The organism is Acetobacterium wieringae (assembly GCF_023700225.1).
Taxonomy (GTDB): Bacteria; Bacillota; Clostridia; order Eubacteriales; family Eubacteriaceae; genus Acetobacterium; species Acetobacterium wieringae.
Window position 1 is genome coordinate 2,812,937 of sequence record NZ_CP097897.1, and the last position, 22,857, is coordinate 2,835,793.

General features: G+C 42.1%; 23 protein-coding genes and 2 pseudogenes. All 25 read right to left on the reverse strand.

Annotated features, from left to right (window positions below; genetic code table 11):
- Positions 1-25 precede the first annotated feature (25 nt).
- The gene (locus CHL1_RS13810; RefSeq protein ID WP_250933484.1) at positions 26-646 is read right to left on the reverse strand and encodes an ABC-2 transporter permease; all 621 of its coding nucleotides are present in this window, start codon (positions 644-646) and stop codon (positions 26-28) included.
- On the reverse strand, positions 646-1,503 hold the full coding sequence (locus tag CHL1_RS13815) for an ABC transporter ATP-binding protein (RefSeq protein ID WP_250933486.1): 858 nt from the start codon (positions 1,501-1,503) through the stop codon (positions 646-648). Before CHL1_RS13815 ends, CHL1_RS13810 begins: the two co-directional genes overlap by 1 nt.
- 1 nt (position 1,504) lies before the next feature.
- Positions 1,505-1,879, reverse strand: coding sequence for a GntR family transcriptional regulator (locus CHL1_RS13820; protein WP_250933488.1), 375 nt, complete (start codon positions 1,877-1,879; stop codon positions 1,505-1,507).
- A 112-nt stretch (positions 1,880-1,991) separates the two neighbouring features.
- Entirely contained in the window at positions 1,992-2,672 is a 681-nt protein-coding gene (locus CHL1_RS13825; protein ID WP_250933490.1) for a M48 family metallopeptidase, read from the reverse strand.
- Between the two features lie 26 nt (positions 2,673-2,698).
- Positions 2,699-3,213: pseudogene (locus CHL1_RS18550) on the reverse strand (SbcC/MukB-like Walker B domain-containing protein); the annotation flags it as partial.
- Positions 3,214-5,562: 2,349 nt separating this feature from the next.
- A pseudogene (locus tag CHL1_RS18555) lies at positions 5,563-6,213 on the reverse strand (AAA family ATPase); the annotation flags it as partial.
- A complete protein-coding gene (locus CHL1_RS13840; RefSeq protein WP_250933496.1) occupies positions 6,210-7,430 on the reverse strand; it encodes an exonuclease SbcCD subunit D in 1,221 nt (406 codons plus the stop codon). The pseudogene CHL1_RS18555 and the gene CHL1_RS13840, both read right to left, overlap by 4 nt.
- 249 nt (positions 7,431-7,679) lie before the next feature.
- The gene (locus tag CHL1_RS13845; protein ID WP_250933497.1) at positions 7,680-8,225 is read right to left on the reverse strand and encodes a hypothetical protein; all 546 of its coding nucleotides are present in this window, start codon (positions 8,223-8,225) and stop codon (positions 7,680-7,682) included.
- Positions 8,226-8,243: 18 nt separating this feature from the next.
- A complete protein-coding gene (locus tag CHL1_RS13850) occupies positions 8,244-8,957 on the reverse strand; it encodes a DUF3267 domain-containing protein (RefSeq protein WP_250933499.1) in 714 nt (237 codons plus the stop codon).
- Between the two features lie 105 nt (positions 8,958-9,062).
- Positions 9,063-9,473 (reverse strand): hypothetical protein, encoded by a 411-nt coding sequence (locus CHL1_RS13855; protein WP_250933501.1) that lies wholly within the window; start codon positions 9,471-9,473, stop codon positions 9,063-9,065.
- A gap of 773 nt (positions 9,474-10,246) precedes the next feature.
- On the reverse strand, positions 10,247-10,663 hold the full coding sequence (locus CHL1_RS13860) for a hypothetical protein (RefSeq protein ID WP_250933503.1): 417 nt from the start codon (positions 10,661-10,663) through the stop codon (positions 10,247-10,249).
- A gap of 176 nt (positions 10,664-10,839) precedes the next feature.
- Entirely contained in the window at positions 10,840-11,793 is a 954-nt protein-coding gene (locus CHL1_RS13865) for an IS3 family transposase (RefSeq protein WP_338076062.1), read from the reverse strand.
- Entirely contained in the window at positions 11,751-12,035 is a 285-nt protein-coding gene (locus tag CHL1_RS13870; RefSeq protein ID WP_070370063.1) for a transposase, read from the reverse strand. The genes CHL1_RS13865 and CHL1_RS13870 overlap by 43 nt, the downstream gene beginning before the upstream one ends.
- Before the next feature lie 89 nt (positions 12,036-12,124).
- Positions 12,125-12,928 carry a hypothetical protein gene (locus tag CHL1_RS13875; protein WP_250933505.1) on the reverse strand — a complete coding sequence of 268 codons (804 nt, stop codon included), beginning with the start codon at positions 12,926-12,928 and terminating at the stop codon, positions 12,125-12,127.
- Entirely contained in the window at positions 12,928-13,650 is a 723-nt protein-coding gene (locus CHL1_RS13880; RefSeq protein ID WP_250933506.1) for a LytR/AlgR family response regulator transcription factor, read from the reverse strand. The genes CHL1_RS13875 and CHL1_RS13880 overlap by 1 nt, the downstream gene beginning before the upstream one ends.
- A 217-nt stretch (positions 13,651-13,867) precedes the next feature.
- Positions 13,868-14,269: a hypothetical protein gene (locus tag CHL1_RS13885; protein WP_250933508.1), complete on the reverse strand. Its 402-nt coding sequence runs from the start codon at positions 14,267-14,269 to the stop codon at positions 13,868-13,870.
- Positions 14,270-14,399: 130 nt separating this feature from the next.
- Complete coding sequence (locus CHL1_RS13890) at positions 14,400-15,764, reverse strand: cation:proton antiporter (RefSeq protein WP_250933509.1); 1,365 nt, start codon at positions 15,762-15,764, stop codon at positions 14,400-14,402.
- 252 nt (positions 15,765-16,016) lie between these two features.
- Complete coding sequence (locus CHL1_RS13895; RefSeq protein ID WP_070371058.1) at positions 16,017-17,246, reverse strand: peptidase U32 family protein; 1,230 nt, start codon at positions 17,244-17,246, stop codon at positions 16,017-16,019.
- 52 nt (positions 17,247-17,298) lie between these two features.
- A complete protein-coding gene (locus CHL1_RS13900) occupies positions 17,299-17,958 on the reverse strand; it encodes an O-methyltransferase (RefSeq protein WP_070371059.1) in 660 nt (219 codons plus the stop codon).
- A gap of 66 nt (positions 17,959-18,024) precedes the next feature.
- Complete coding sequence (gene mltG, locus CHL1_RS13905; RefSeq protein ID WP_250933511.1) at positions 18,025-19,104, reverse strand: endolytic transglycosylase MltG; 1,080 nt, start codon at positions 19,102-19,104, stop codon at positions 18,025-18,027.
- A 102-nt stretch (positions 19,105-19,206) separates the two neighbouring features.
- On the reverse strand, positions 19,207-19,575 hold the full coding sequence (locus tag CHL1_RS13910; RefSeq protein ID WP_250933513.1) for a YlbF/YmcA family competence regulator: 369 nt from the start codon (positions 19,573-19,575) through the stop codon (positions 19,207-19,209).
- Between the two features lie 69 nt (positions 19,576-19,644).
- A complete protein-coding gene (locus tag CHL1_RS13915) occupies positions 19,645-21,342 on the reverse strand; it encodes a ribonuclease J (RefSeq protein WP_070371102.1) in 1,698 nt (565 codons plus the stop codon).
- Positions 21,343-21,376: 34 nt separating this feature from the next.
- The gene (locus tag CHL1_RS13920; protein WP_148636610.1) at positions 21,377-21,835 is read right to left on the reverse strand and encodes a Fur family transcriptional regulator; all 459 of its coding nucleotides are present in this window, start codon (positions 21,833-21,835) and stop codon (positions 21,377-21,379) included.
- 5 nt (positions 21,836-21,840) lie between these two features.
- Complete coding sequence (sfsA, locus tag CHL1_RS13925; protein WP_250933515.1) at positions 21,841-22,551, reverse strand: DNA/RNA nuclease SfsA; 711 nt, start codon at positions 22,549-22,551, stop codon at positions 21,841-21,843.
- A complete protein-coding gene (locus CHL1_RS13930) occupies positions 22,532-22,813 on the reverse strand; it encodes a DUF1292 domain-containing protein (RefSeq protein ID WP_070371104.1) in 282 nt (93 codons plus the stop codon). Before CHL1_RS13930 ends, sfsA begins: the two co-directional genes overlap by 20 nt.
- Between the last annotated feature and the right edge of the window lie 44 nt (positions 22,814-22,857).

Here is a 22,857-nt window from a genome sequence, read left to right on the forward strand (position 1 = left end):
GTGGTGTCTTTCAAAATGGTTCTTTCTAAAACTCTTTTTTTGTATAAATCTTAAGTGAGATCAGATAAGAAAGGATCACACCAGCGACAGAAAGGCCGATTAACAAGAATAAATAAATCCACGGATTTCCGGTGGTTGGCAGGGGGACATTGAACTGTTCCAGCAATAGAATCAGGGCCGTTGGAATCAGGGCACAGAGAAAGAGCATCAATCGAGCTTTTTCAGTGCCAAATTTATAAATCAAGGGAATAATCACCGAACCAAAGATTAAGGCCACCAGATAGATTACCCCAACAATAGCCAGGATTTCCAGATCAAAGCTTTTGCCCATGATAATGTTGCCAACTATTCCAACAGTCAGTGACAAAACCGCCCCCAGGGTGTTTAAGATGACCATCACCAGATATTTACTGAGCACCATTTCGGCTCGGGTCAACGGCATGGTTAACGCATAGGCGTCCCACTTGGCCAGATCATCATAGCTAATCGTGGTCACTACCATCATCGCAAACATCAATATAATCATCCCAAAGATAAAACCATTTCCTTGAGGCAAGAAAACAACGGCGAAAAAGACCATCATCACACCCAACATTTTAAATGTGCTTTTTAAGTTAAGCAGATCTTTTAAGATCAGTCCCTTCATTATTGTTGCCCCCTTACATAAAATAACATAATTTCTTCAATGGTTACCCCATCCACAACCGCCTCCGGATATTTTTTACGGATAGCCGCCTTATCTGTCACCAGCACCTCAAAACTGAACTGATTCTTGCGATAACGGATAAACTCACTGCCCTCGAGTTTGCGGAAGTCTGCTTCGCCGCATTTCAAAATCCCCATTTGGGAAAGCAGGGTCTCTTTTTCTTCGTCAAGCAGAATTTCGCCCTGGTGAATAAAGACAATATAGTCCGCAATCTTATCAAGATCACTGGTAATATGTGACGATATCAAAATGGCATGTTTTTCATCCTGGATAAATTCCATAAAAACATCAAGAATTTCCTCCCGGACAATCGGATCCAGTCCGCTGGTGGCTTCGTCCAGAATCAGCAACTCCGCTTCGTGGGACAACGCCACGGCAATCTGCAGCTTCATTTTCATCCCCCGGGAAAATTCTTTGATGATTTTATTATCTGGCAGCTTGAATTCTTTCAGATAGTGCTGAAACATTTGCTGATTCCAGTTTTTATAGATACTCTTCATCATTTTTGAAATATCACCGGTCTTTAAATTGTCGTGAAAGTTGCACCCGTCCATCACAACCCCGACAGACTCTTTGATTTTTTTCTCATCGGTTAAGCTATCCATGCCCAGTAGCTCGATGGTTCCCTCATCGCGACTAACCAGATTCAGGATCGCTTTAATGGTCGTGGTTTTACCAGCGCCATTCTCACCGATAAAGCCGACAATACTGCCTCTGGGCACTTTAAAACTGACATCTTTGAGTTGAAAATCCTGATAGTTTTTGTTTAAATTTCTAATTTCAATGGCATTCGTCATGTTATTCTCCCTTATACAATAGTTCTAACAATTCACTGAGTTCGGCCCAGGAAATATCGCTGCTTCTGGCAATATCCACCGCTTTCTGCAAAAACTCCTCGGCCAGCCGCAGTTGCTCTTCCCGGATAAATGATAAATTCTGGTTGGCCACAAAACTGCCTTTACCGGTGACGGTTTCAATAAAGCCATCCCGTTCCAGATCCGAGTAGGCCCGCTTGGTGGTAATCACACTGATTCGTAGCTCCTTGGCCAGAAAGCGCATACTTGGCAAGGTGTCCCCGGGACTCAGTTCACCGCTGATAATCATCTTCTTGATTTGCTGGGCAATCTGTTCATAAATCGGTTTGTCACTGGAATTGCTAATGACAATATTCAACTTACCACCTCATTTCGCTTGTCTTAGTGTATATATACTATATATACACTATAAACTCTTTTCCCTTACCTGTCAAGTTTTTAATCAAAAAAAATAAGCGAGATGATCTCGCTTATTCCCAGCACTGAACGCTTAGTTTTTTCTGGAGGAGTTTCAGCTTTTCCCGTTCCGATTTGTAATTGGGGAGTACCTGCTCAACGATTCGCCAGAAGTTGGGGGAATGATTCATTTCAATCAGATGGGCCAGCTCGTGGACGACCACATAGCGAATGGTGGCCTCTTCGGCCATCACCAGATACCAGGAAAAATTGAGATTACCGGCTCTGGAGCAGGAACCCCAACGAGTGCGGGCACCGTTTATTTTGACAGCCTTGGGCTCTAATCCCATATGTTTGGCCAGATCTTTTACCATATCGCCGAGCACCTTTTTTGCCAGCGTTCGGTAGACACCCACCAGACTGGTTCTTAATTCCTCGGCCGACATCTGGGCATAAGCATAAAAGTGCTGGCCATCAAAACCGAAAGCTGGTTTTTCGACTGGCTCCAGAGGAAATTCGTGGCCCAGGAATAGGAGCTTGGCCCCAAACCGCAATGCAAAATTCTCCCGCTCTGTCACCTGTTGGGCCACCGCCCCGTGGTGGGTGTCAATCCAATGTTGGTGCTGGGCTACAAAATCCGCTACGACCTTCTGCGGGGTTCCATTGGGAACCCGCACCTCAATTTCAGCGTTCTTAGTGATATAGAGTCCCATCGTTTTTCGTTTTGAATACTTGATTGTATAATCCCTTGTCATTGTTGTCCTTTTATATTTTAATCCATTTATTTTTCAATTCGCACCTTGCTGCCACCAACTCCGGCTTCGCCGGGGGTAATCAGCAATTTAACCGGCATCCGGTTCTTGATCGATTCCACATGGCTGATGATCCCCACCTTCAGGCGATCGTTATGCAGCATTTCGATGGAATTCATCACCACCTCCAGGGCATCTTCATGTAGCGAACCAAAACCCTCATCGAGAAAGAAAAATTCCAGCGGGGCCCGTCCTTTTAACTGGATTTCGGCGGACAGCGCCAGCGCCAATGCTAATGAGGCCAGAAAGGTTTCCCCACCGGACAGGGTTGAGGCGTCCCGAGGCACTGGCCGCCATTTTTGTAGTCCCGGATAATGAATTTCCCCTCATCGTCAGCTTCCAGTCCGTAATTACCGTTGCTGATCTCAGTGAGCCGTTTGGATGCCGCAATGGAGATGTACTTAAGTCGGGAAACGGCCACAAATTCGACAAATCGCTTGCCCGAAAACAATTTTTCCAGATCAGCTATCAGGCCCAGCCGGTGATCCACCTGTTCCTTTTGCTCTAAATAGTTCGCCAATTCAGCCAGTCGCTTTTCCAGCTCATCAACACTGGTTTTTAAGCGGATATCCAGAACTTTCTGTGTTTCGATATCTGCTTCCAGGCGCTGATGAACCGAGCAAATCTCAGCATAGGCGACATCGGTCATTTCCCGGCCATTAATTTTCTGGTTCAGATCTTCCAGCCTGCCCGCTAATTTGGTGTGACTCTGACGATAACCCTCTATTTCCATTTCCAGATTTTTAATGGTTTGATCCGGGATACAGGCGTTTAAAGCGGCGATCAAATCAAGAAAGCCATGCGCCATCAGTTGTTTTTTTAACCCTGCCGCGGTGATATCGTATTGGCTTTCCAGCGTTGTCAGATTTGCTTTTTGAATGGTTACCATTTCCTGTGTTTTCTCGTAGGCTTCCCGCGCCGCATCCAGCTTTGTTCTGGCCGTATTCCAGGCGTTTTCGATCCATTTTATATTACCTTGAAACTTATTTTTCAGTTCATCCAGCTCAGGCAATGGGTAGTCTTTTCCCAGTTTTTCCTCAATGGCACTTTTCTTTTCCTTAAACTGCTGAGCCTTTTGGCCGATCAGCAGCAAAAATTCCTGAACCTGTCGGTTGACCCCATGAATGACTTCACTCTGTTTTTCCAGCTGTTGCTGTTGGTCATTAACGGCCGTTTCCAGTTTTTCAAGATGATCCATCAATTCGCTGCGACGCTGATCGAGCTTTTTTATGGTTTCATTGGCGGCGTAAAAATCATAAGCTTTATTAACCTTGAGCTGCTTTCTTAATTCCGCCCCTTCTGTCTCCAGCTCTGCACAAGCTGTTTCTTTTTTGCTTTTAAGCACTTCCAATTCCCGGGTCTGAAGCAGTAGCGCTTCCCGACTTGCGTTTTTTTCTTTAAGATCCCCTTCCAGCTTCAGTAACTGGTTTTTGGCCTCCTGATTTCGGGCTTCCAGCTTTTTTAAACGTTCTTCCCAAACTTCCAGTTCCTGACTCCGCTTCGTATTGGCAGCCACCAGCAATTCCGGCTGTCCTTCGGGTATCGCTTCACCAAGACTGGCAATTTCAGTTTTTAGCTGCTTCTGATTTTCAACCAAGGTGGTGAAACTGCCGGTTAGCTGGGCAATTTCAGCAGTCAGTTCGCTTAATTCCTGCTCCTGTTGCTGGTGGGCTTTTTTTATCACCGCCTTGCGAATGGCGTCATCCGATTCATCCCGATCCTCGGCGAAAGGATGTTTTGTTGCGCCGCAAACCGGGCAGGGTTTTCCATCCTTTAACAATTCTCTTAGTTTAAGGCCGAAATTCTTGTTTTCCAGCTGGATCAGTTCTTCTTCCACTGCTGCCATCTTTTCTTTTAAAAGCTTTTCCGCCGCCTTTTTTGTCCCAATGGTCTGAATCAGGGCATCGATCTGACTTTCCAACGCAATCATACTTGCATTTGCCTGTTGTTGTTTAAGAAAAAGATTCTGGCAGTGAAGCGCCGCTTCCTTTTCCTTTCCGATACTATCCCAGCTCGCTGGCCGGGCCTTTTCGAGAGCAATAAGCTCCTGCTCAACAACTGCTTGCTCGGCTTCTTTTACCTGCTTCTGCGCTTCCAGGTTCTTCTCGCTTTCAAGCAATGTATTGATCTCAGTCTGGTTTTTATTAAGGCGTATTTGATCGTCCGCTATTTCATTTTTTAATCGGATTATTTCTTCGGTAACGGCCATCCCCCGGGTGATTTTTTGGCGATAGTCCGGTTCGATCCGACATTGTTTTTCTTCCCGTCGCTGGGCAATCAGTTGTTTTTTTTCTTTTTCCAGTTCTTCCTGCAACCTGGTCTTGTCATTTTCCAGGTTGATTTTTTGATGATTCGCCTCATCCATTTTTTTATTCATCTCACGAATTTCTTTATCCAGGGCCAGCTGAGCTTGTTTCCAGCCAATGGCATCATCCACCTTTTCCAGCTTGCTCTGAAATTTGAAGAGGTTTTCGGTTTTATAGGTATCGGTTTGATTAAAGCTTTTTTCACATGTCTCTTTTTCATCAAACAATTGGGACAGCTTTTCTTCGCTGTCAGCCAAGCTGCGCCGACCCCTTTCAACCTGGGTTTTTAGCGTTTCAAAGGCTTCCAGAAAGGGACGCACCTCTAATGCCTTTTTTCCCAGCCGCAGTTGCTGTTCCTTGCTTTTTATTTCAGCACTTCTCGCTTCCAGGTCCGTAAGTGCTGCTTTGGTATCTTTTTGCTCTGCCAGCAAGGCCATTAATTTTTTTGCTTCTAACAACTGGATATCGAGCGTATTAAACTTTTCCCGGTTTGTTTGAAGCTGGCGCTGATTTTCTTCATAACTGTGCTTTTTTTCGGCCAGCGCTTCCGGAGTAACACCCTCATAGGTATTCATGCTGCCGAGGATTTGGTTTTGCTTTTCCACTTCCCTGATCCGCTCGGACTTGAGCCGATTGGCAAGATCATCCCCATATTTGGACAAATTAAACAGCCGCTCCAGCATATCCCGGCGGGGCTTGCCCTCCAGCTTCAGAAAATCGCTGAATTTACCCTGGGGCAGCACCACGGTTCGGGTAAAATCGGTCAGACCCAGGCCAATGATTTCCTCGCAGGCATTGGTCACCTCGGTGGTTTTATCCGCCAACACCAGCGGCCCTTGCGGTCTTAATTCCAATAACTGGCATTTTCCCTGATTGATGCCTTCGTTTTTATTGCGCTTAAACTCCCGACTGACCTGATAGGTTTTTTCCTCCGCACCGTCGATGACAAACTCATAGACGACACTGGCCTTGTCGTCGTTGACATTGATGTAATTGGAGCTGTTGCGGGACAGCTTGCCATAAAGCGCCAGGGTAATGCCATCGAGAATCGTCGATTTACCGCTACCGGTAGGGCCAAAAATGCCAAAAATACCCGCCTCGGTCAGGGTTTCAAAATCAATTTGCTGTTCGTCCTGAAAACTGTTAATGCCTTTAATTTTTAGCCTTATCGGTCTCATTGTTTATCCTCCTCAACAACCAGCGACAGCAGCAGTTCCAGCACCTCATCATCGGCTTCGGTGCCCCGTTCCCGGCGGTAAAATTCTTTAAAGACATCGCCAAAGGATTTCTCTGTCAAGGCTTCCAGGCTAGCCTCAGTTTCTAAAGTGGTCAGCCGGGGGATTACTTCCAGAATATCATTCTTATGGGCCTTCATTTTTTTGATTTCATCTTCCCGGATATAATGATCCGTCTCAATTTCCAGATAAACCCAGCAGGATCGATCCGCATTGGCCGCGCATCGGGCGATGGCATCATCGACATTGTCACATTTCCAGACTTCGATGGGCTTGTATACTTTCAGATCTATTTCACTGATTTCATTTTTGACTGTAACGCCATTGCTAACAACAATTTCAGCGATTATGCATTTTTTCCCGTAGGCAATTTCCCGGCGGTTAAAATGAATCGGTGACCCGGCATAGCGGCCCCGGCCATTGGTACCGGGAATTACCTGTGGTTTATGAATGTGTCCCAATGCGATATAATGGGCTTTTTCGGGAAAGCACTGGCCATCGACAATATAGGTGCCGCCCAGCTGAATGGTTCGCTCTGAACCGGCTTCCTCGCTGCCCATGGCAAAGATGTGAGTGGTCACCAGATTGATGGTATCGTCTCTGAAATGGCACTCCAGTTGCGAAAAATAGCTGTGAATCCGATCACTGTAGGACTTTTGATTTTCGTCTTCGGCGGTGGTCAGATCATATAAAACCTCATTGAGCCGTTTTTCACTGGGATAGGGCAAGAGCAGAATCACGGCCCGCTCGCTGTTGATCTCCAGTTCCACATAACCTTCTCCCGCTGCCACCACCTGATGCTGGCCGTAAGCCCCGGTGGGGATGATCGTTTTGGGTACTCCGGCCATCAGAATACCATGATCCCGGGCCAACGGTCCCGGCGCTTCAAGCCGCTGGGGATTGTCGTGATTGCCAGCAATCACCAGAATCAGCCGTTTGCCACCGTCGGACAATTGCTTTAGGGTCTCATAAAACAATTCTTCGGCCCGGGCTGGTGGATTATAGCTGTCATAAACATCCCCGGCGATGATCAGCAGATCTATTTTTTCGTCCTTGACGATTTTAACAAAGTCCGCCAGAAAGCAGGCCTGCTCATCCATCCGGCTATGACCTTCAATATTTTTGCCTAAATGCCAATCGGCGGTATGTAATATTCTCATTTGGGTGTCCTCACTCGTATCCGTTTTGTTTATTATCCCACAGCCGCTTTTTTTGTATAGACTAAAAAAAGATCCGGCAAATGCCGGAGCTAGAAGTACTTGCGTGCTTGTATTATTTTTTGTTCAGGGGTTTTATTCGGTAATCCAAGTCAGCTGATTTCAATTTCTTTTACGGTAAGCGAGCCTTCAAACATAAAGAAGCCAGATAAAATCGGGATCAGACACATTAACTGGGTCATAAGTTTTTCGCTATAAATCGTTGGTATTGACACATTGAAGTTTATGATAGTTAAAATCATTCAGGCCCAGCTTAAGCACTTCTTTATTTTTCATATGGACAACTAGAGAATATATATCCAACGTTTTTTTCTTCATCTCGTACCGGTCAATATCCTTGATATCAATAACCCTTGAAAAATTGTAGATTAAATAATTGTTACAGATATAAGCCGTATTGTGGAAGATCGATAGATACCAGATTACGGGAATAAAACCGTAGATAATTAAATGATGCGGCTTATCAAAATCCGCATTTGTAAGACTTAATAGGCCAATGATGTACAACAGCTTTCCCAACAGAATTTGAAAATAGCCGGAATAATTGCCAATACTTAGCTTACCCTCATAGGGATATTTAAAGATAATTCTAAATCTTAGATTGATATAGGTGAATATGACGGCAAAGCCAATCAAAATTATGGTGTCAATAGGATTATCAACCTGAAACAATAAGTAAACCGATAATCCCAGGATTATGATTAGTAGTCCCAAATCCAGATAATATTGTTTTTTCATTTTCAAGTACCTCCGCGATTAAAATTTCCAGTATGAGCGTGTCTCTTTATTTCGAATTTTTGCATTCGCCGGAATTTTGGTCAAAATCCCATAAAATGACAGGACATCCATACTCGATAAAACCATATTCATTATAACAATTTTTGACAAAAGAGGATTATTTATAGTTGAGATCATTAAAAATAGAACGGGTATAACCGTTAAAATAATGACCGGAAATATCAGCAGTAATAACAGCCTTTCCTTTTTTATATCGCCAAAAAATGATCGATAAATCGACCCTTTATAACCACCAATAAATTCTGTAAACAAAATCCGATCCGGATAAAGTATTACATGCAGCATTTCGTGAATTGGGATCAAAACTACGAACAAAAAAACGTCTCGCCAACTGTTTGTCATATTCAAATGATAATCCGCTCCCAGCCGGATCTTTAACATCAGCCCAATAATAAACATGGAAATGAGAATAACTGGAATTGACATCAAACAAAGCTTTAAAAAACTCGGCTCATTAATGGCATGATAACCCTCATTCTCAGGATCAAAGTCGTTGTTTTCGGGAAATTTTTCAAATAGAAATCTCATGATGCTGGCTCCTTTTATATTTTTTACTGGCCTAAATCTACCACACATTTTCATAGGGTAAAAACTCTTTTTCTGGGCTATCCAGCAATTATAGGTCAGGAGATGTCGTTGGTTTCTGAATAACGGTGGTTTCTTAGCTACCACTCATAGCATCATTATAACTTATTTTTAAGATTTTGTGTCCAACCTGATGTGTACATCATACCACTTTCAACGAATTAGAAATCAACTTATCTTTATTTAGAGCTGTTACTCTGAAAAGAAAGCTTCAAACATAAAAAACCCAGGGAAAATCGGAACAAAAGAATAGAGTTGAGCCATTAAATATCCATTACCATAGATCATCATTGGAACTGGTATAAGTGTTAAGCGAATCAATAAACAGATCACTAGACTTGCAAGGGCAATCCCAAGGTAACTGATGTCAATGTTAAATTTTGTTTTTTTAATATTACTCATAAAATTTAACAGAAAGCCGAGAACAAACCATTTGAAAAATGAAATAAACGTCACCAACCAATAGCGATCGACGTAAAAACCGTCGCTCAGTAGTTCCGTCGTATAGAAGCTATTCTGTATTGATACAATCCAAAAATCCATCAGTATAAAAAATAGTAGATACCCGATCATAAAAGCAACTTTTATCATTCTTTCCTTCATATCTTCATTCTCCTTGTCTAAGCAACACCATCTGCCACCTCTAAAATCGGGCGGAGCAGACTTTTCTCCCATTTTATATTTTTATCAGGTGCAGTTCTTATTACTCGATCAGCATATTTTTTTATGGTAATTAGAATCATTGAAACTCAGCTTCAGTGCTTTTGGGCTTTTCATATGAAAAATTAAAACATATGCTCAAATAATAATAGTGGATTTGGTCCATTGTAACCAGAACAGAATAATTGAAACGAAATACCGAAAGCATTGGTACGAAATTGGTTCTTCCGCATTTTAACATTTTTTCAAATATCAACTCAACAAGACCACATTACAACTGGGATCTAATTCGACAAAAGTTGGAAAACCGGAAATTTGCGTTTGAGCCACGAATTTACGGTTCAGTTGGTAAATCGCAACAGAAATTCTCATGAAGTATCCCGAAACCGTAGCCGATATTTAAAGATTAAAAACGCACGGTCATAAACGGGCAATTATTTCCATCGTCCGTTTATGACCGCTATTTATAAGTTCCTGCGAAAAAATAACCATACAATGCTGTGCTTTATAAAAAACTGATGTCCCTAATAGTTAATTGTGAAATCACGGATGAGCTAACGATTGCCTTAGCTCAATGTTACCAGATTCTAGCTGGCCACTTGATCATTCTCAGATGCTGTTTTCAACCATCCTTTGTGGGAGGTCGCTATGGTCTGTATTAGGCTTGCCTAATAATTAATATATATCCGACTTCGATTGCTTTTTTTATCTATAAATCAATAAGAGTCATATAGTACAAATGACCAAGAACTTGTACTACGAGCTAAAGTACCAGCAAAAACAGCTCTTTTAATGAACCACTCCCCAGTAATTTTAACATATGGACTGGGATAATAATAGTCTCTATTACATGTTCTTGCAGCATTGTTTATTAGCCAACTGTGTGCAAAATTTAAATTGTTACGATTGTCGGCTCTAACACCCTCCATTTGATAACCGACTTCTGCCTTTGTAAACCAAGCTTGAGGATCAGACACATTATAATCTACATGTACTCCTTCAACTCTAAAAGTTGTAAACCCATCTTGTTGTCCTTGAGTGAAATACATACCTAGCCTAACCGAAACAGAATAGGTTTGTGGATCTACTTGATAGTCTCCTAAAAAAGAGCCAGTTACATTGTTAGTCGTCATGTCTAATACTTCTATTGGAATACTTATTTCAGTTTCTTTATAATACTTTGATTCATCGGTTTCTGCATTATACGAAATTAAATTTAAATCTTCTGTCGATGCTAATGCGGATTTAATTGAAATGGTCCTATGTCAAGATTTAGTACAAATTAAAATGAGAATTTGACACCCACATTTTAACCTGCTATTTGTAAATTTTCATTTTGTGTTTTAGTAAAAAGTTTTTCAAAATTATTCGGCGACATATAATTACAATGACTGTGGATTCGAGTTGTATTATAAAAGGTTTCCAGATACTCAAAGATCAGCCGGTAAGCATGGTTATAATCAAGGATTTTAAAGCGATTGAGCCATTCACGTTTAATAATGGCATGAAAGGATTCAATGCAGGCATTATCCCAGGGATATGCCTTTTTAGAATAACTTCGCTGCATTTTTGCCGTTGCCTTCTGGTATTCTTTTGAAACGAACTGACTGCCGCGGTCACTGTGAATGATCAATGGCGCATCGAGATTTCGACGGCTTTTAGCTTTATTAACAGTGTCGATTACACAGGAAACTTCCATTGTTTTTGACAGCGTCCAGGCAATGATTTTTCGAGAATACAAATCCATGATACTGGTTAGATAAAAAAATCCGTCCATTGTCCAAATATAGGTAATATCGCTGCACCAGACAGCATTGGGGCGTTCGGGATTAAATTGTTCGTCAAGAATATTTCTGAGTTTTTTACTGAAGTCAGAATCTTTAGTCGTGATCGTATAAGGTTTGATCCATTGAGCTTTGATACCCATTTGTTTCATGTATTTGCCGACAGTCCGCTCAGCAATTATTTCACCGCTCTGTTTCAATTTTTCGGTGATTTTCGGAGCTCCATAATTTTGCTTTGAGTCGTTATAAATGGTCTCAATTTTGGTTTTAAGAACTTCCTGTCGTTTTTGGGTATTCGATGGTTTTCTGTTAATCCATGATCGATACCCGGTTCGTGATACACCCAGTTTTTGCAGCATTCCGGAGACGGAAACCCGGCGCTTCTCGTGATGAGCAGCTTCCGCCTTTTTAGCAATCTCAACATAAATCGCTTCGGTTATTTTCCCAGAATGCCGATGGCCTTTTTTAGGACATCCAATGCATCTTGGGTATCACGCAACTCGCGTTTTAAACGCGCGATTTCTTTACTTTCATCCGATGCATAATTACCTGAACCACGACATTCAATACTGCCGCTGTCCTGAAGTTCCTTGCTCCATTTTCCCAGCGTGCTGTAACCAACGCCGAGATTTTCAGCGCATCCACGCAGACCGAGTTCCTTGTGTTCTTCATAGTACCGGACTGCATCCAGTTTGAATTGTTTATCATGTTGTTTTGCCATAATGAGATCCTCCTTCAGTACGATTCTTTTATCGTACCATGTTTTTATTAATTTTGGATTTTCTCATTTCGATTTGTACTATTTTTATTCTAGCACCAAGCGTCTCTTTCCCCTTTTTCAACCAATGCATAGATAACCGATAAGTGATTACGCAGATCATGCCGCATTGCTTTCGTTGTTTTTAAGGATGACTCCATTAGTTCGAATTGTTTTTGGTAGTATTTGTTTTGCTGGCCAAGCAAAATTTTATCCATTTTATCGACCATCGAAGCTGAAATGACATCATACAAATAAAACGTTGTAAAATTAACAAGTAATATCAGTACCACGCCAATTAAAATCTGCTCCCAGGAAAGACCCGTTGCTTGAAATAAGGTTAGAATAATATATAGAGATGAAATCGGGATTATAATAATTGCTGCCCAATTAGCAAGCGGGATTATTTCTCCTTTTCTGATATTCTTATAATTGTTTAGGATGCGTATGACCAGATATAGCAAAATTTGAAAAATGAACAGTCCATATACTGACGAATAGTTGTTAACGGTTATTAAAGAATAATTAAAATAACCACTCAGCAAGGCAACAATCACCTCAATACACATTCCAATTAAATAAATCATCAATACCGACAAAAGACGCCTTTTAATCCCAGCTTTATAGTTAAATGACAAACCAAAATAAGCAACGATATTACCGATCATCGTAACGACCGGTATATTAATCGTTAAATATACCAGTGCAATAAATATGTAATATCCCACATAGGATAAGAATTCTATCTTATGATTGACTTCTTTGGTCTCAAAGAAAATATGCATAAATTTATAAACGATATAGGTTCCAAAAATATTGGTTAACAGATATACCATTTCATAGGTGCTTAACGCCATTAAAGAAACCTCTCTTGTTCGTATTTCATCTGCAGTCCTCTGACTTCTTTTCGTTTTAACTGACTGATTGGCAGACAAGCCGCATTTGACATCACAACCTCGTCATACTTAAAATTGGTAACCTGTTCATAATTGATGATATAGGATTTGTGAATGGTAATAAACCGGTATTTGGCCACTTGCCGAAACACCTCCTGAATTTTGCCATAAAATAATTCTTCCCCGGTTGTGGTTACAATTTTAATTTCTCGGTTCACACTCTGAAAATAGATGATGTTTTTTATGGCTAGCTTATGTGTCTCCGATCCTTTTTTGTAACTGAAAACACCGCCTAAACGGTTTGCTAATTTCATGGCCAGTTCGACGTCTTTGATTACCTGATCCGGCTCCACCGGTTTTGACAGAAAATGCATTGGCCGAACCTCAAACAAATCTTTATAGTAGCTATCTTTACCCGAAACATAGACAATCTGGGTGACCTGGTTGTCCATTTCTTCGCGAATTTTGCGACCCAGATCAAGACCATTTAAACCCTTCATTTCAATGTCCAGAAAGATTAAATCAAAATTATGTTCATGTTCCATATAAATACCGAGTTTTTCAGCCGAATAAAACACTTCGATTTGTATTTCCTGCCGGGTCGATTTTTTATATTCTAAAATAATACTTTCAATTTCCGAACAGATTCCACGCTGATCATCACAGATTGCAATACTAAACATTCAAGGCACCTTCTCTTTATGGTTTATAAAATCATTTTACATGACAATAAAACAACTGTCCAGTTTAATGTCGCTATTTAATCCGCTAAAGATGTATTTATTTCTTAATCCGCAATAAAAAAACGCCACCGTTAATACGATAGCGTCTAATAAACACATTCCGTTTGATTTTTAAGTTCCAGCACCATCATTGGTACTGTTAATTTTTAGTCGTTTATTACTTTATGGCATCCACAGCCGTCATCAACTCCGAAATCGAGCTGTACCAGTTTTTTATCATATGGCGCATCAGCCCCACCTGTTCAGCTTTGGCCAGCAGCCCAAAGATTGGAATTTTGGAGCCGTAAGCCGCACCAATTTCAGCCCAGGCATCACAGCCGGATGGACCGACGTAGATAATCAGGTCGGCACTGGTAACCGATGCGATGCAAAAGTCAAAAACCCGTGTTCCTTCAGCTGACTCAATAAAATGCGTCAGCTCTTTTTGCGAAAGAAAGGCTTCTTCCGGCCGCCCTTCCCGGATCCAGGACAGGATTGTGTGGCCCCGGCTTTCCAATAAATCAGTCAGCATTTCAACCGCATGCTGATGCTTCCATGATGCAGCAATATATATTCTCATGATTCCTCCACTTTGCGAATAAGATAAGCTCTTTGTTTATTATAACCGGCTCTGCTCTTATTCACAAGTAGCGCTTGTCTTTCCGATCGGGAATACCGTGCTGCTTCAAGTCAAATTATCATTGGATAATTTATTTTATCACACTGCCGGCAACTTTGACTTTTTTCTTCTGGGGTTTAGCTTTACTGCCATTGCCGCTAAGCATGATGTACCCCTTACCCACGGATAGCCCTTGCACCACGGTGGTAAACAGTACAATGGCATAGGTCGCTACCAAAAACAGGTTATAGGTTGGGGTCGTCAGCGAGATACTGGTGCCCATAATCAAAGCCAGGCAGAGGCCGCCTTTTAATCCGGCCCAGGTCATAAAGGCAATAAATCTATGGTTTGGCATGCCCTTGCTCTTTGGCGGATTTTTATTAAAGATCATTGATGCATAGACTCCCGCCAGTCTGGCGATGGTATTGAAAACAATCGATCCAATGGCAATGGTGAAGATCATCCCCACTGACAGGGTATTGATGTTTTTGATGTTAAGTAATAATACCCCGACTAGCAAAAATAAGATCCCGTTTAGCAGATTATCGACCACTGACCAGAAGGAATAGAATAAATCACGTAATTCCTCGGTCATACAGATATGATTATTTCGCTGCAGTCCGGCAATGGCAGTGGCATAGTAAAGGCCACAGATCACGGCGGCGATGGGACCCGAGAACGAAAAGTATTCACAAACCAGGTAAGACAGCATTACCGTTAAAATACTGGTAAAGATTTTGATAAAGTTATCATTTGACTGCTTAAACACTTCAAACAACAGAAAAGAGATGATAAAACCGACTGCTACGGCCCCCAAAATTTCGGTAGCCAGACCCCAGGTAAAACTCATCACGGAGACACTGTTGCTCGAAAGTTTTAAAGCCGTCAGCAGGGTTGCAAAAATCGCTACGGCCACCCCGTCATTGAACAAGGCTTCACCTTCAATGATCAGGCCAATGCGTTTGGGTAAACCCGCCTTGGCCAGAATACTCATCGCCGAAATCGGATCGGTTGGCGCCACAATCGCTCCCAGAATACAGGCTTCCAGAAAGGTAATGTTGACATGAATCAGATAGCCCAAACCAAAGAACAAGAGTCCATACACCACTGTTGAGACCAGGGTTCCGATTATTGCCATACTGGCAATTAAAAACTTGTCAGCCTTGAAATCGCCAAATTCAATTCGCGAGGCTCCACTAAAGAGCATAAAGCACAGTACACCTTTAAATAAGAAATCCGTAAAGTCAAATTCGCGGTAGAGATTTAAAAACTCGATCGGGATATGAACCAGATTCAGGTTTCGGCCAATAATATAAAGCACGACAAAGATAAAACCAAAAACAACCAGTCCAATTTCGTAGGGTAGTTTGATTGTTTTTTCATTAATAAAACTAAACACAACGACTAAAAAAAGCAGGGCGCTGAACAGGATGAGCAACTGATCAAAGTTATACATTTCTTTCTCCTTTTGATTCATCAAAAAAATTTGCGCAAAAAAAGGCGACAACAAAATAGGCTCACCTTGTTATCACCTTTGATACGTCCGAGTCTAAACAACAGTATACTAACTGATTATTGATGTTAACCTAGTATACTTATGAAACTTCCTGAAGTATAGCACTTTGAAATTGATGTGTCAATGGCTTTTTATAATAATTTTACGTGATTTTTTATGTAAACGAGACGCTGTTTTTTCGTTATTTTTCTATCAAACTTTGTCCTGTTTTCGTAGTATATCCATCGGTTTAACTGGTGCGCACATCTGTAGATAATAACGCATTTTAGGGTGGGGCGTCGACTCAATGGTTGTACCCTCGACATCTGTCATCATCGTAATCGTTTGGCTGATAAAACCTTTTCCGGGAATCATAATCTCGACCGTATCACCAATTGACACCTTGTTGCGCTGTTCAATCAGGGCCATGCCGGTGCGCTCATTATATTCCAGCACCAGACCGACAAAATCATAAGCACGGGTATAACTGCCAGTTCCGTAATTCTGGTCAGCCGCTGTCGTTTTGCCACTATAAAACCCCTTCGTGTAATTACGGTGACTGACCTTGGTAAGCTCCTCATAATAGCTCGCATCAAGCTCAGTTACGCCGGGGTGATCAAGACAATAATCGATGGCCTTACGATAGGCTGACACCACCGTCGCCACATAATAAAGACTTTTCATCCGTCCTTCGATTTTAAAGCTATCGACCCCGGCTTTCATCAGATCGGGAATTTCATCAATCAGACATAAATCCTTGGAGTTGAAAATAAACGAACCGCTGGCATCCTCTTCAATCGAAAACGCTTCATCGGGCCGGGTTTCTTCAATCAAGTGATACTTCCACCGACAGGGATGGGCACAGTCGCCCTGATTGGAATTTCGACCAGTCATGTAATGACTGAGCAGACAACGTCCCGAATAGGAGATACACATCGCACCGTGTACAAATATTTCAATTTCCATTTCCGGCGCCACCTGTTCCCGGATTTCCCGGATTTCACGAAGGCCCAGCTCCCGGGCCAGGACAATCCGTCTGGCGCCCTGGGCATGCCAGAATGCCACACTCCGCCAATTGGTATTGTTGGCTTGGGTGCTCACCGATATTTTTAAGTCCGGCGCCACTTCCCGAACCACCGAAAAAACCCCGGGATCAGCCACGATTACGCCATCAATTCCGAGACTCTGCAGTTCACTGACATAGTCGGGCAGACCTACCAGGTCGTCATTGTGGGGAATCATGTTCAAGGTGACATAAATTTTTTTATTCTGTTCATGAACATACGCAACAGCCTCTGCCAGTTCTTCATTGTCAAAGTTGTCCGCCTTAGCGCGGAGCCCAAATTTCTTGCCGGCGCAATAGACTGCATCGGCACCGTAATGGAGGGCATACTTCAATTTTTCAAAATTTCCTGCCGGTGCTAATAGTTCCGGTTTTTTCATATGTTTCTCCGTTCTTTAACTCTTGTTTAAATTCTCTTCCTATTAATAATAACTAAATCGTTTCAATATTCTTTTTCCAGCTGATTGCCAACCCGTCTCCTAAGGGCAGGATGCTAGTTATCAATTGGGGGTGATTCGAGATGGTTTCCAGATACACCCGCATCCGTTTAACGATAGTTATTTTCCGGCGAATAACCAGCTCATTGGTGGCAATCATACCTTTAAACAGCACATTGTCAGAAATCAATAGTCCACCAGGTTTTAAGCACCGCAAACAATCATCCAGCAAGTGGATATAGTGACCTTTGGCGCCATCTAAAAAAATCATATCATAGGTTTTCTCCAATTTGGCCAGTTTTTCCTGAGCATCCCCGACCATCAGATTAATCTGATTTTTCAGTCCCAGACTGGTAATATTTTCGTCGGCTTGAACCACCATATTTAAATTTCGTTCAATGGTATCCACCTGTCCCAAAGAACCCATGGCTTGGGCAAAAATTGATGCCGAAAACCCGACGGCTGTACCAACTTCCAGAATGGTTCGAATTTTTTGAGCCGCGATCAATAGTTCAATGTGTTTTTGCACTTCTTTATGGATGATCGGAATCGCATCATCCATGGCTCTTTTGCGGAATTCTTCAATTTGGGGACGATCTGCCGGAATTAATCCTCTCAGATAGTCTTCAATATAATCTTGTACAATTTCACTCACTGTTTTTCCTTCAATCTTCTAAAATAATGGCCCCTTTACGGGGCCATCTGGTTGTTTCATTATTGACTAATTCCCCATGTATTTTTCCACATCCTGAAGATGTTCTTCATAGGTTTCATTAAAATATATTTTTCCCGAATTCATATCAGCGACAAAGTATAAATAGTTGGTTTCAGCCGGGTACAAAGCCGCTTCCAGGGATGTTTCGCCAAAAGAGCAAATCGGTCCATAGGGTAATCCGGTATTGATATAGGTATTATAGGGCGATGGAAATTGGGTTTGTTCAGTGGTTAAAACGGCTGTTTTTTCACCCCGGGCATAATCCACCGTGATATCAGACTGCAGCGGCATATTGGCAGCAATCCGGTTGTAAAAGACACTGGCGGCATTGGCTTTATCTTCAACCAGTTTGGTTTCCAATTCCACAATCGACGCCATAATGACAATCTCATCCACGGTTTTACCCATTTCTTTGGTTCGTTTTAAATAGTCCTGATCATAAACCTCCACAAAACGATCCAACATGGCGGTTACAACTTCTGATGGCTCAGTATCCGGTGAAAAGCTATAGGTATCAGGAAAGAGGTAGCCCTCCAGAGTGCGGCTCACCCCATCTTTTTCAGTCAGGGGAATGCTACTGAGGATCGGATAATTTTTTTGATATTCGGCAACTTTCTTTGTTTCTTCAATAAAGGCATCGGCATCGCAGACATTCTTTTCTTCTAAAATTTCGGCGAATTCAGAAATATTGCGGCCTTCCGGAATGGTCACGGTAGCATCAGCGACATCACCGCTGACCAGACGGTCTAAAATCTGTTGAGCGGATTCGGTGGGACTGAAGGCATAATAGCCCGATTGGATCTGGTTGGCGGTATTTTCTTTCTTGGCCAGCATTTCAAAGGCAAAAGCATCCCGGATCAGGTTATTTTCTGCCAATGTCTCGGCGACATCACTGATCACGGCCCCATCGTCAATTTGAACATAGGCAAGCTCCCCTTCGCCTACTGGTTCTAACATTTGACCAATAAAATAATTAAAACTGAATATCCCAGTTGCGCCAAAAACGACTAATAATAACAGTATAATGGCAATAAGTTTTCCCGTTTTACGGGACGAGGGTCTGGTTTGATTGCTTCGATTACGCATCGTTCACCTGCTTTCATTTCTAAAACCATAAAAAGAATATAGGACCGCGATAGAGGTGGGCACCTATATTCTTTTTAAAATTGTTTCTATTTGAATGGTTGTTTAAGCGCCACAGCCTTCTTCTTCGGAATCAAACAGATGCATCCCCAGATCGACAGCCTTTGCCATAATATCGGTAATGTCCTGAAAAATCACGGAAAAATACATTTGCGCCTGAAAAAAATCGGCAATTTCCGGAATGCCCATAATGGTATTGGCTAAGGTGTTATACGCCGTGATCTGCTCTTCGGATAATTCATTGCCCAGCATTTGAAAGGACTGAATTTCCATCTGTCTGCGCATATAATCCTTGGCCATTTCAAATTTTTCCGGATCCTGTTCCAGTGTTTCTTTTGCCGCTACAAAATTCTTGTATTCGGTGCATTCTTTCAGGGCTCGTGCCAAATTGTTGGCTTCATCATATACATTCATACCTTACTCCTCATTTAAAATTATAGTGGTAACTGTTATCAAATTTTTTAAACAATCACCCGATTCAATTTATACTTCCATCAAGATAGGCAATATCATCGGTTTTCTTTGGGTTTTTTCGTAGAGATATTTAAACAGGCTTTCCCGAATCACATTTTTGATGGAATTCCAGTCAATAATACCCTTTTCTTCACAAGATATCAAGGCTTTCTTGACCTCTTCCCGGGCATTATTGATCAGTTCTTCTGATTCTCTTACATAAACAAAGCCCCGGGAGATAATATCCGGTCCTGAAACCGCTTTGCCTTTATGCATCGTGCACACTACAATGAAAAGACCATCTTCTGACAATCGCTTCCGGTCATTAAGAACAATATTACCGATATCACCAACACCCAGTCCATCAACCAGAATCGGCTCCGCCTGAGTTTTGCCGACAACCTGGACACTCCGTTTATCAATTTCCAGAATATTGCCGTTTTCAGCAATAAAGGTTCTTTCTTTATTCATTCCCACATTTTGGGCCAGCTCAGCATGCTGCATCAGCATCCGACTTTCACCATGGACAGGAAGAAAGTGTTTGGGCTTGACCAGGGTAATCATCAGTTTTAATTCTTCCTGACGGGCATGACCAGAAACGTGGATTTCAGCAAAGCGTCCGTAAACAACATCCGATCCCAGTTCCACCAGTTTATTAATCACTTCAGAAACCATTTTCTCGTTTCCCGGTACCGGTGATGCGGAAATAATAACCATATCTTCTTTTTTTATGGTCAGGTGACGGTGCTCACCCAATGCCATTCTTCCCAGTGCTGCCATCGGCTCGCCCTGGCTGCCAGTGGTAATGATAACCAGTTCTTTGTCTTTATAGTTTTTGATATCTTTTAGTTGAACCAATACGTTGGGTGGTATTTTCATGTATCCCAAATCCATGGCCACTTCGGTGACGTTTTCCATACTTCGGCCACAAATAATGACTTTTCGATTATATTCAACCGCAGCGTCAATTACCTGTTGCAGCCGATGGACATTGGAGGCAAAGGTAGTTACGATAATTCTCCCTTTAGCCCCTCGAAACAAATTATACAAGGTTGGTCCCACGGTACTTTCTGAGGGCGTAAACCCGGCCCCTTCAACATTGGTACTGTCTGACATCAGCAGATCCACACCCTGGGAACCAATTTTGGCAAATCGCTGCAAGTCGATTATTTCGCCGCCAATGGGATGATAATCAATTTTAAAATCACCGGTATGGACAACGGTTGCTGCTGCACATTTAATACAAAGTCCCACAGCATCGGCGATACTGTGGTTGACCCGGATAAACTCAACATTAAATTCGCCAATATCAATCCGATCTTTGGGCTTAACAATAATTCGGGTAGTTTTTGTTAATAAGCCATGTTCCTTCAGCTTTTTATCGATCAGGCCCACAGTGAATTTGGTCGCATAAATGGGGATATTGATCTTTTTCAAGAGATAAACCAGCCCCCCAATATGATCCTCATGGCCATGGGTGATAACGACCCCTTTAATCTTTTCCTGATTTTCGATCAGGTAGTTAAAATCCGGTAGGACGATATCAATTCCGAACATATCATCGTCGGGAAACTTGAGACCGCAATCGACAAGAATGATGTCATCCTTGTACTCAAATACGTTTAAGTTCTTCCCGATTTCACCTAGGCCTCCTAGTGGTATTAATCTCAGCTTATCTTTGTTTTTCTGAGCCTGAGGTTTTCGTCTGGATCGTGAACGACCTTCCAGTCGTTGGGCCCCCGTTGTTATTAAGTTTTTGTTTTCAGTCAAATTGTTCTCCTTTCGTTATTCCATAACAATCCGAACAGTATCCGTACACCTTAAGTTCGTGATTGATTATAATAAACTCCTTCTTTTCTTCGATTTCTTTTTCCAGAACTTCCAGGAAATCGTCTTGCATTTCGATAACCTTTCCGCACTTTAAACAAATTAAATGATGATGCCAGTGTTTTTCATCCAACTCACAGAGTTCGTACCGAGCAAAGCCATCATCAAAGTTCCGTTTGGTAATGAGTCCCATTTCTTCTAATATTTGCACCGTTCGATAAATGGTCGACATTCCCACATCAGGATTACGCTGTTTAACACCCTGAAATAATTCTTCAACACTAAAGTGCTGCTCCCTGAAGGTCATCAAAACCTCAATGGTAACCAGACGCTGAGGGGTTACTTTATTCCCTCTTTTTCTGAGCGCATCCACAATTTGTTTTTGGTTATTCATGGTTGTCACACCTCTTTTACAGTCTCTTCTGAAAAAACAGTTACAGGCAACTCGCTGATCATTTCTATATTTACTCCATCAATATCACAGGAAAGCGCACGGATCTCTATTCCCAGACTATGACATTGACCCAATAAACGTGAAAATTTGGGATCCATTTTTTTGTTCGGTTGAAACGATTTCGCATCATTGCGTTGCACAACAAAAATAACCCCAGTATGGTAACCCTCCTGGTGAGCCCTGAGTAATTCGGCAAGGTGTTTAGCTCCCCGCTCCGTTGGTGCATCGGGAAACATGGCAATCTGATCCACCACCAGATTGACGCTTTTGACCTCGTAATAGGCGTATTCGCCACCTTTAAGACAGGCCAGGTCAAACCGACTGTTGCCGTAGGTTACTTCTTGCTTGAGTTCTGAAACATCTGCTTGAGCGTTTAAAAATTCGTAGGCAATCTGGTTAGCCAACATCGAATTGACCGAGACCCAATGGCCGTCTTTTTCGACCAGCAACAGGGTATAGTCGGTTTTACGATGCGGCGCCGGATTCCATGCCAAAATGGCCCGTACCCCAGAAACAAGAAGCTCGCTCATGCGACCGGTATTGGGCACATGAGCGACGATCTCTTCCTGATTAATCATTACCTTGGCAATAAACCGATTGGGTCGGCTAAGAAATATCCCACTTACAAGGGGATATTTACTCAACTTCACCTTCATCTTCGTCTTCCTCAAAATCTTCGTATTCTTCGTCCATAATGCGATCATATTCCGCTTCAATTAAAGCAAATTCTGCTTCATCTTCAACCGGAACCAGAATTTCTCCTTCTTCGTCTTCATCGATAAAGAAAGCAAAAACATCATCACTTTCTTCACCTTCGGTTAACAGCACATAGGTCTTTTCGCCGAGCGGAAATGAAATCTCTAAATCAAACTCTCTTGCAACGCCATTTTCATCTTCTAAAATAATTTTTTCTTCCATATCAACTTCTCTTTCAACTTTATTTTTTTCGTTCATAATCTTGT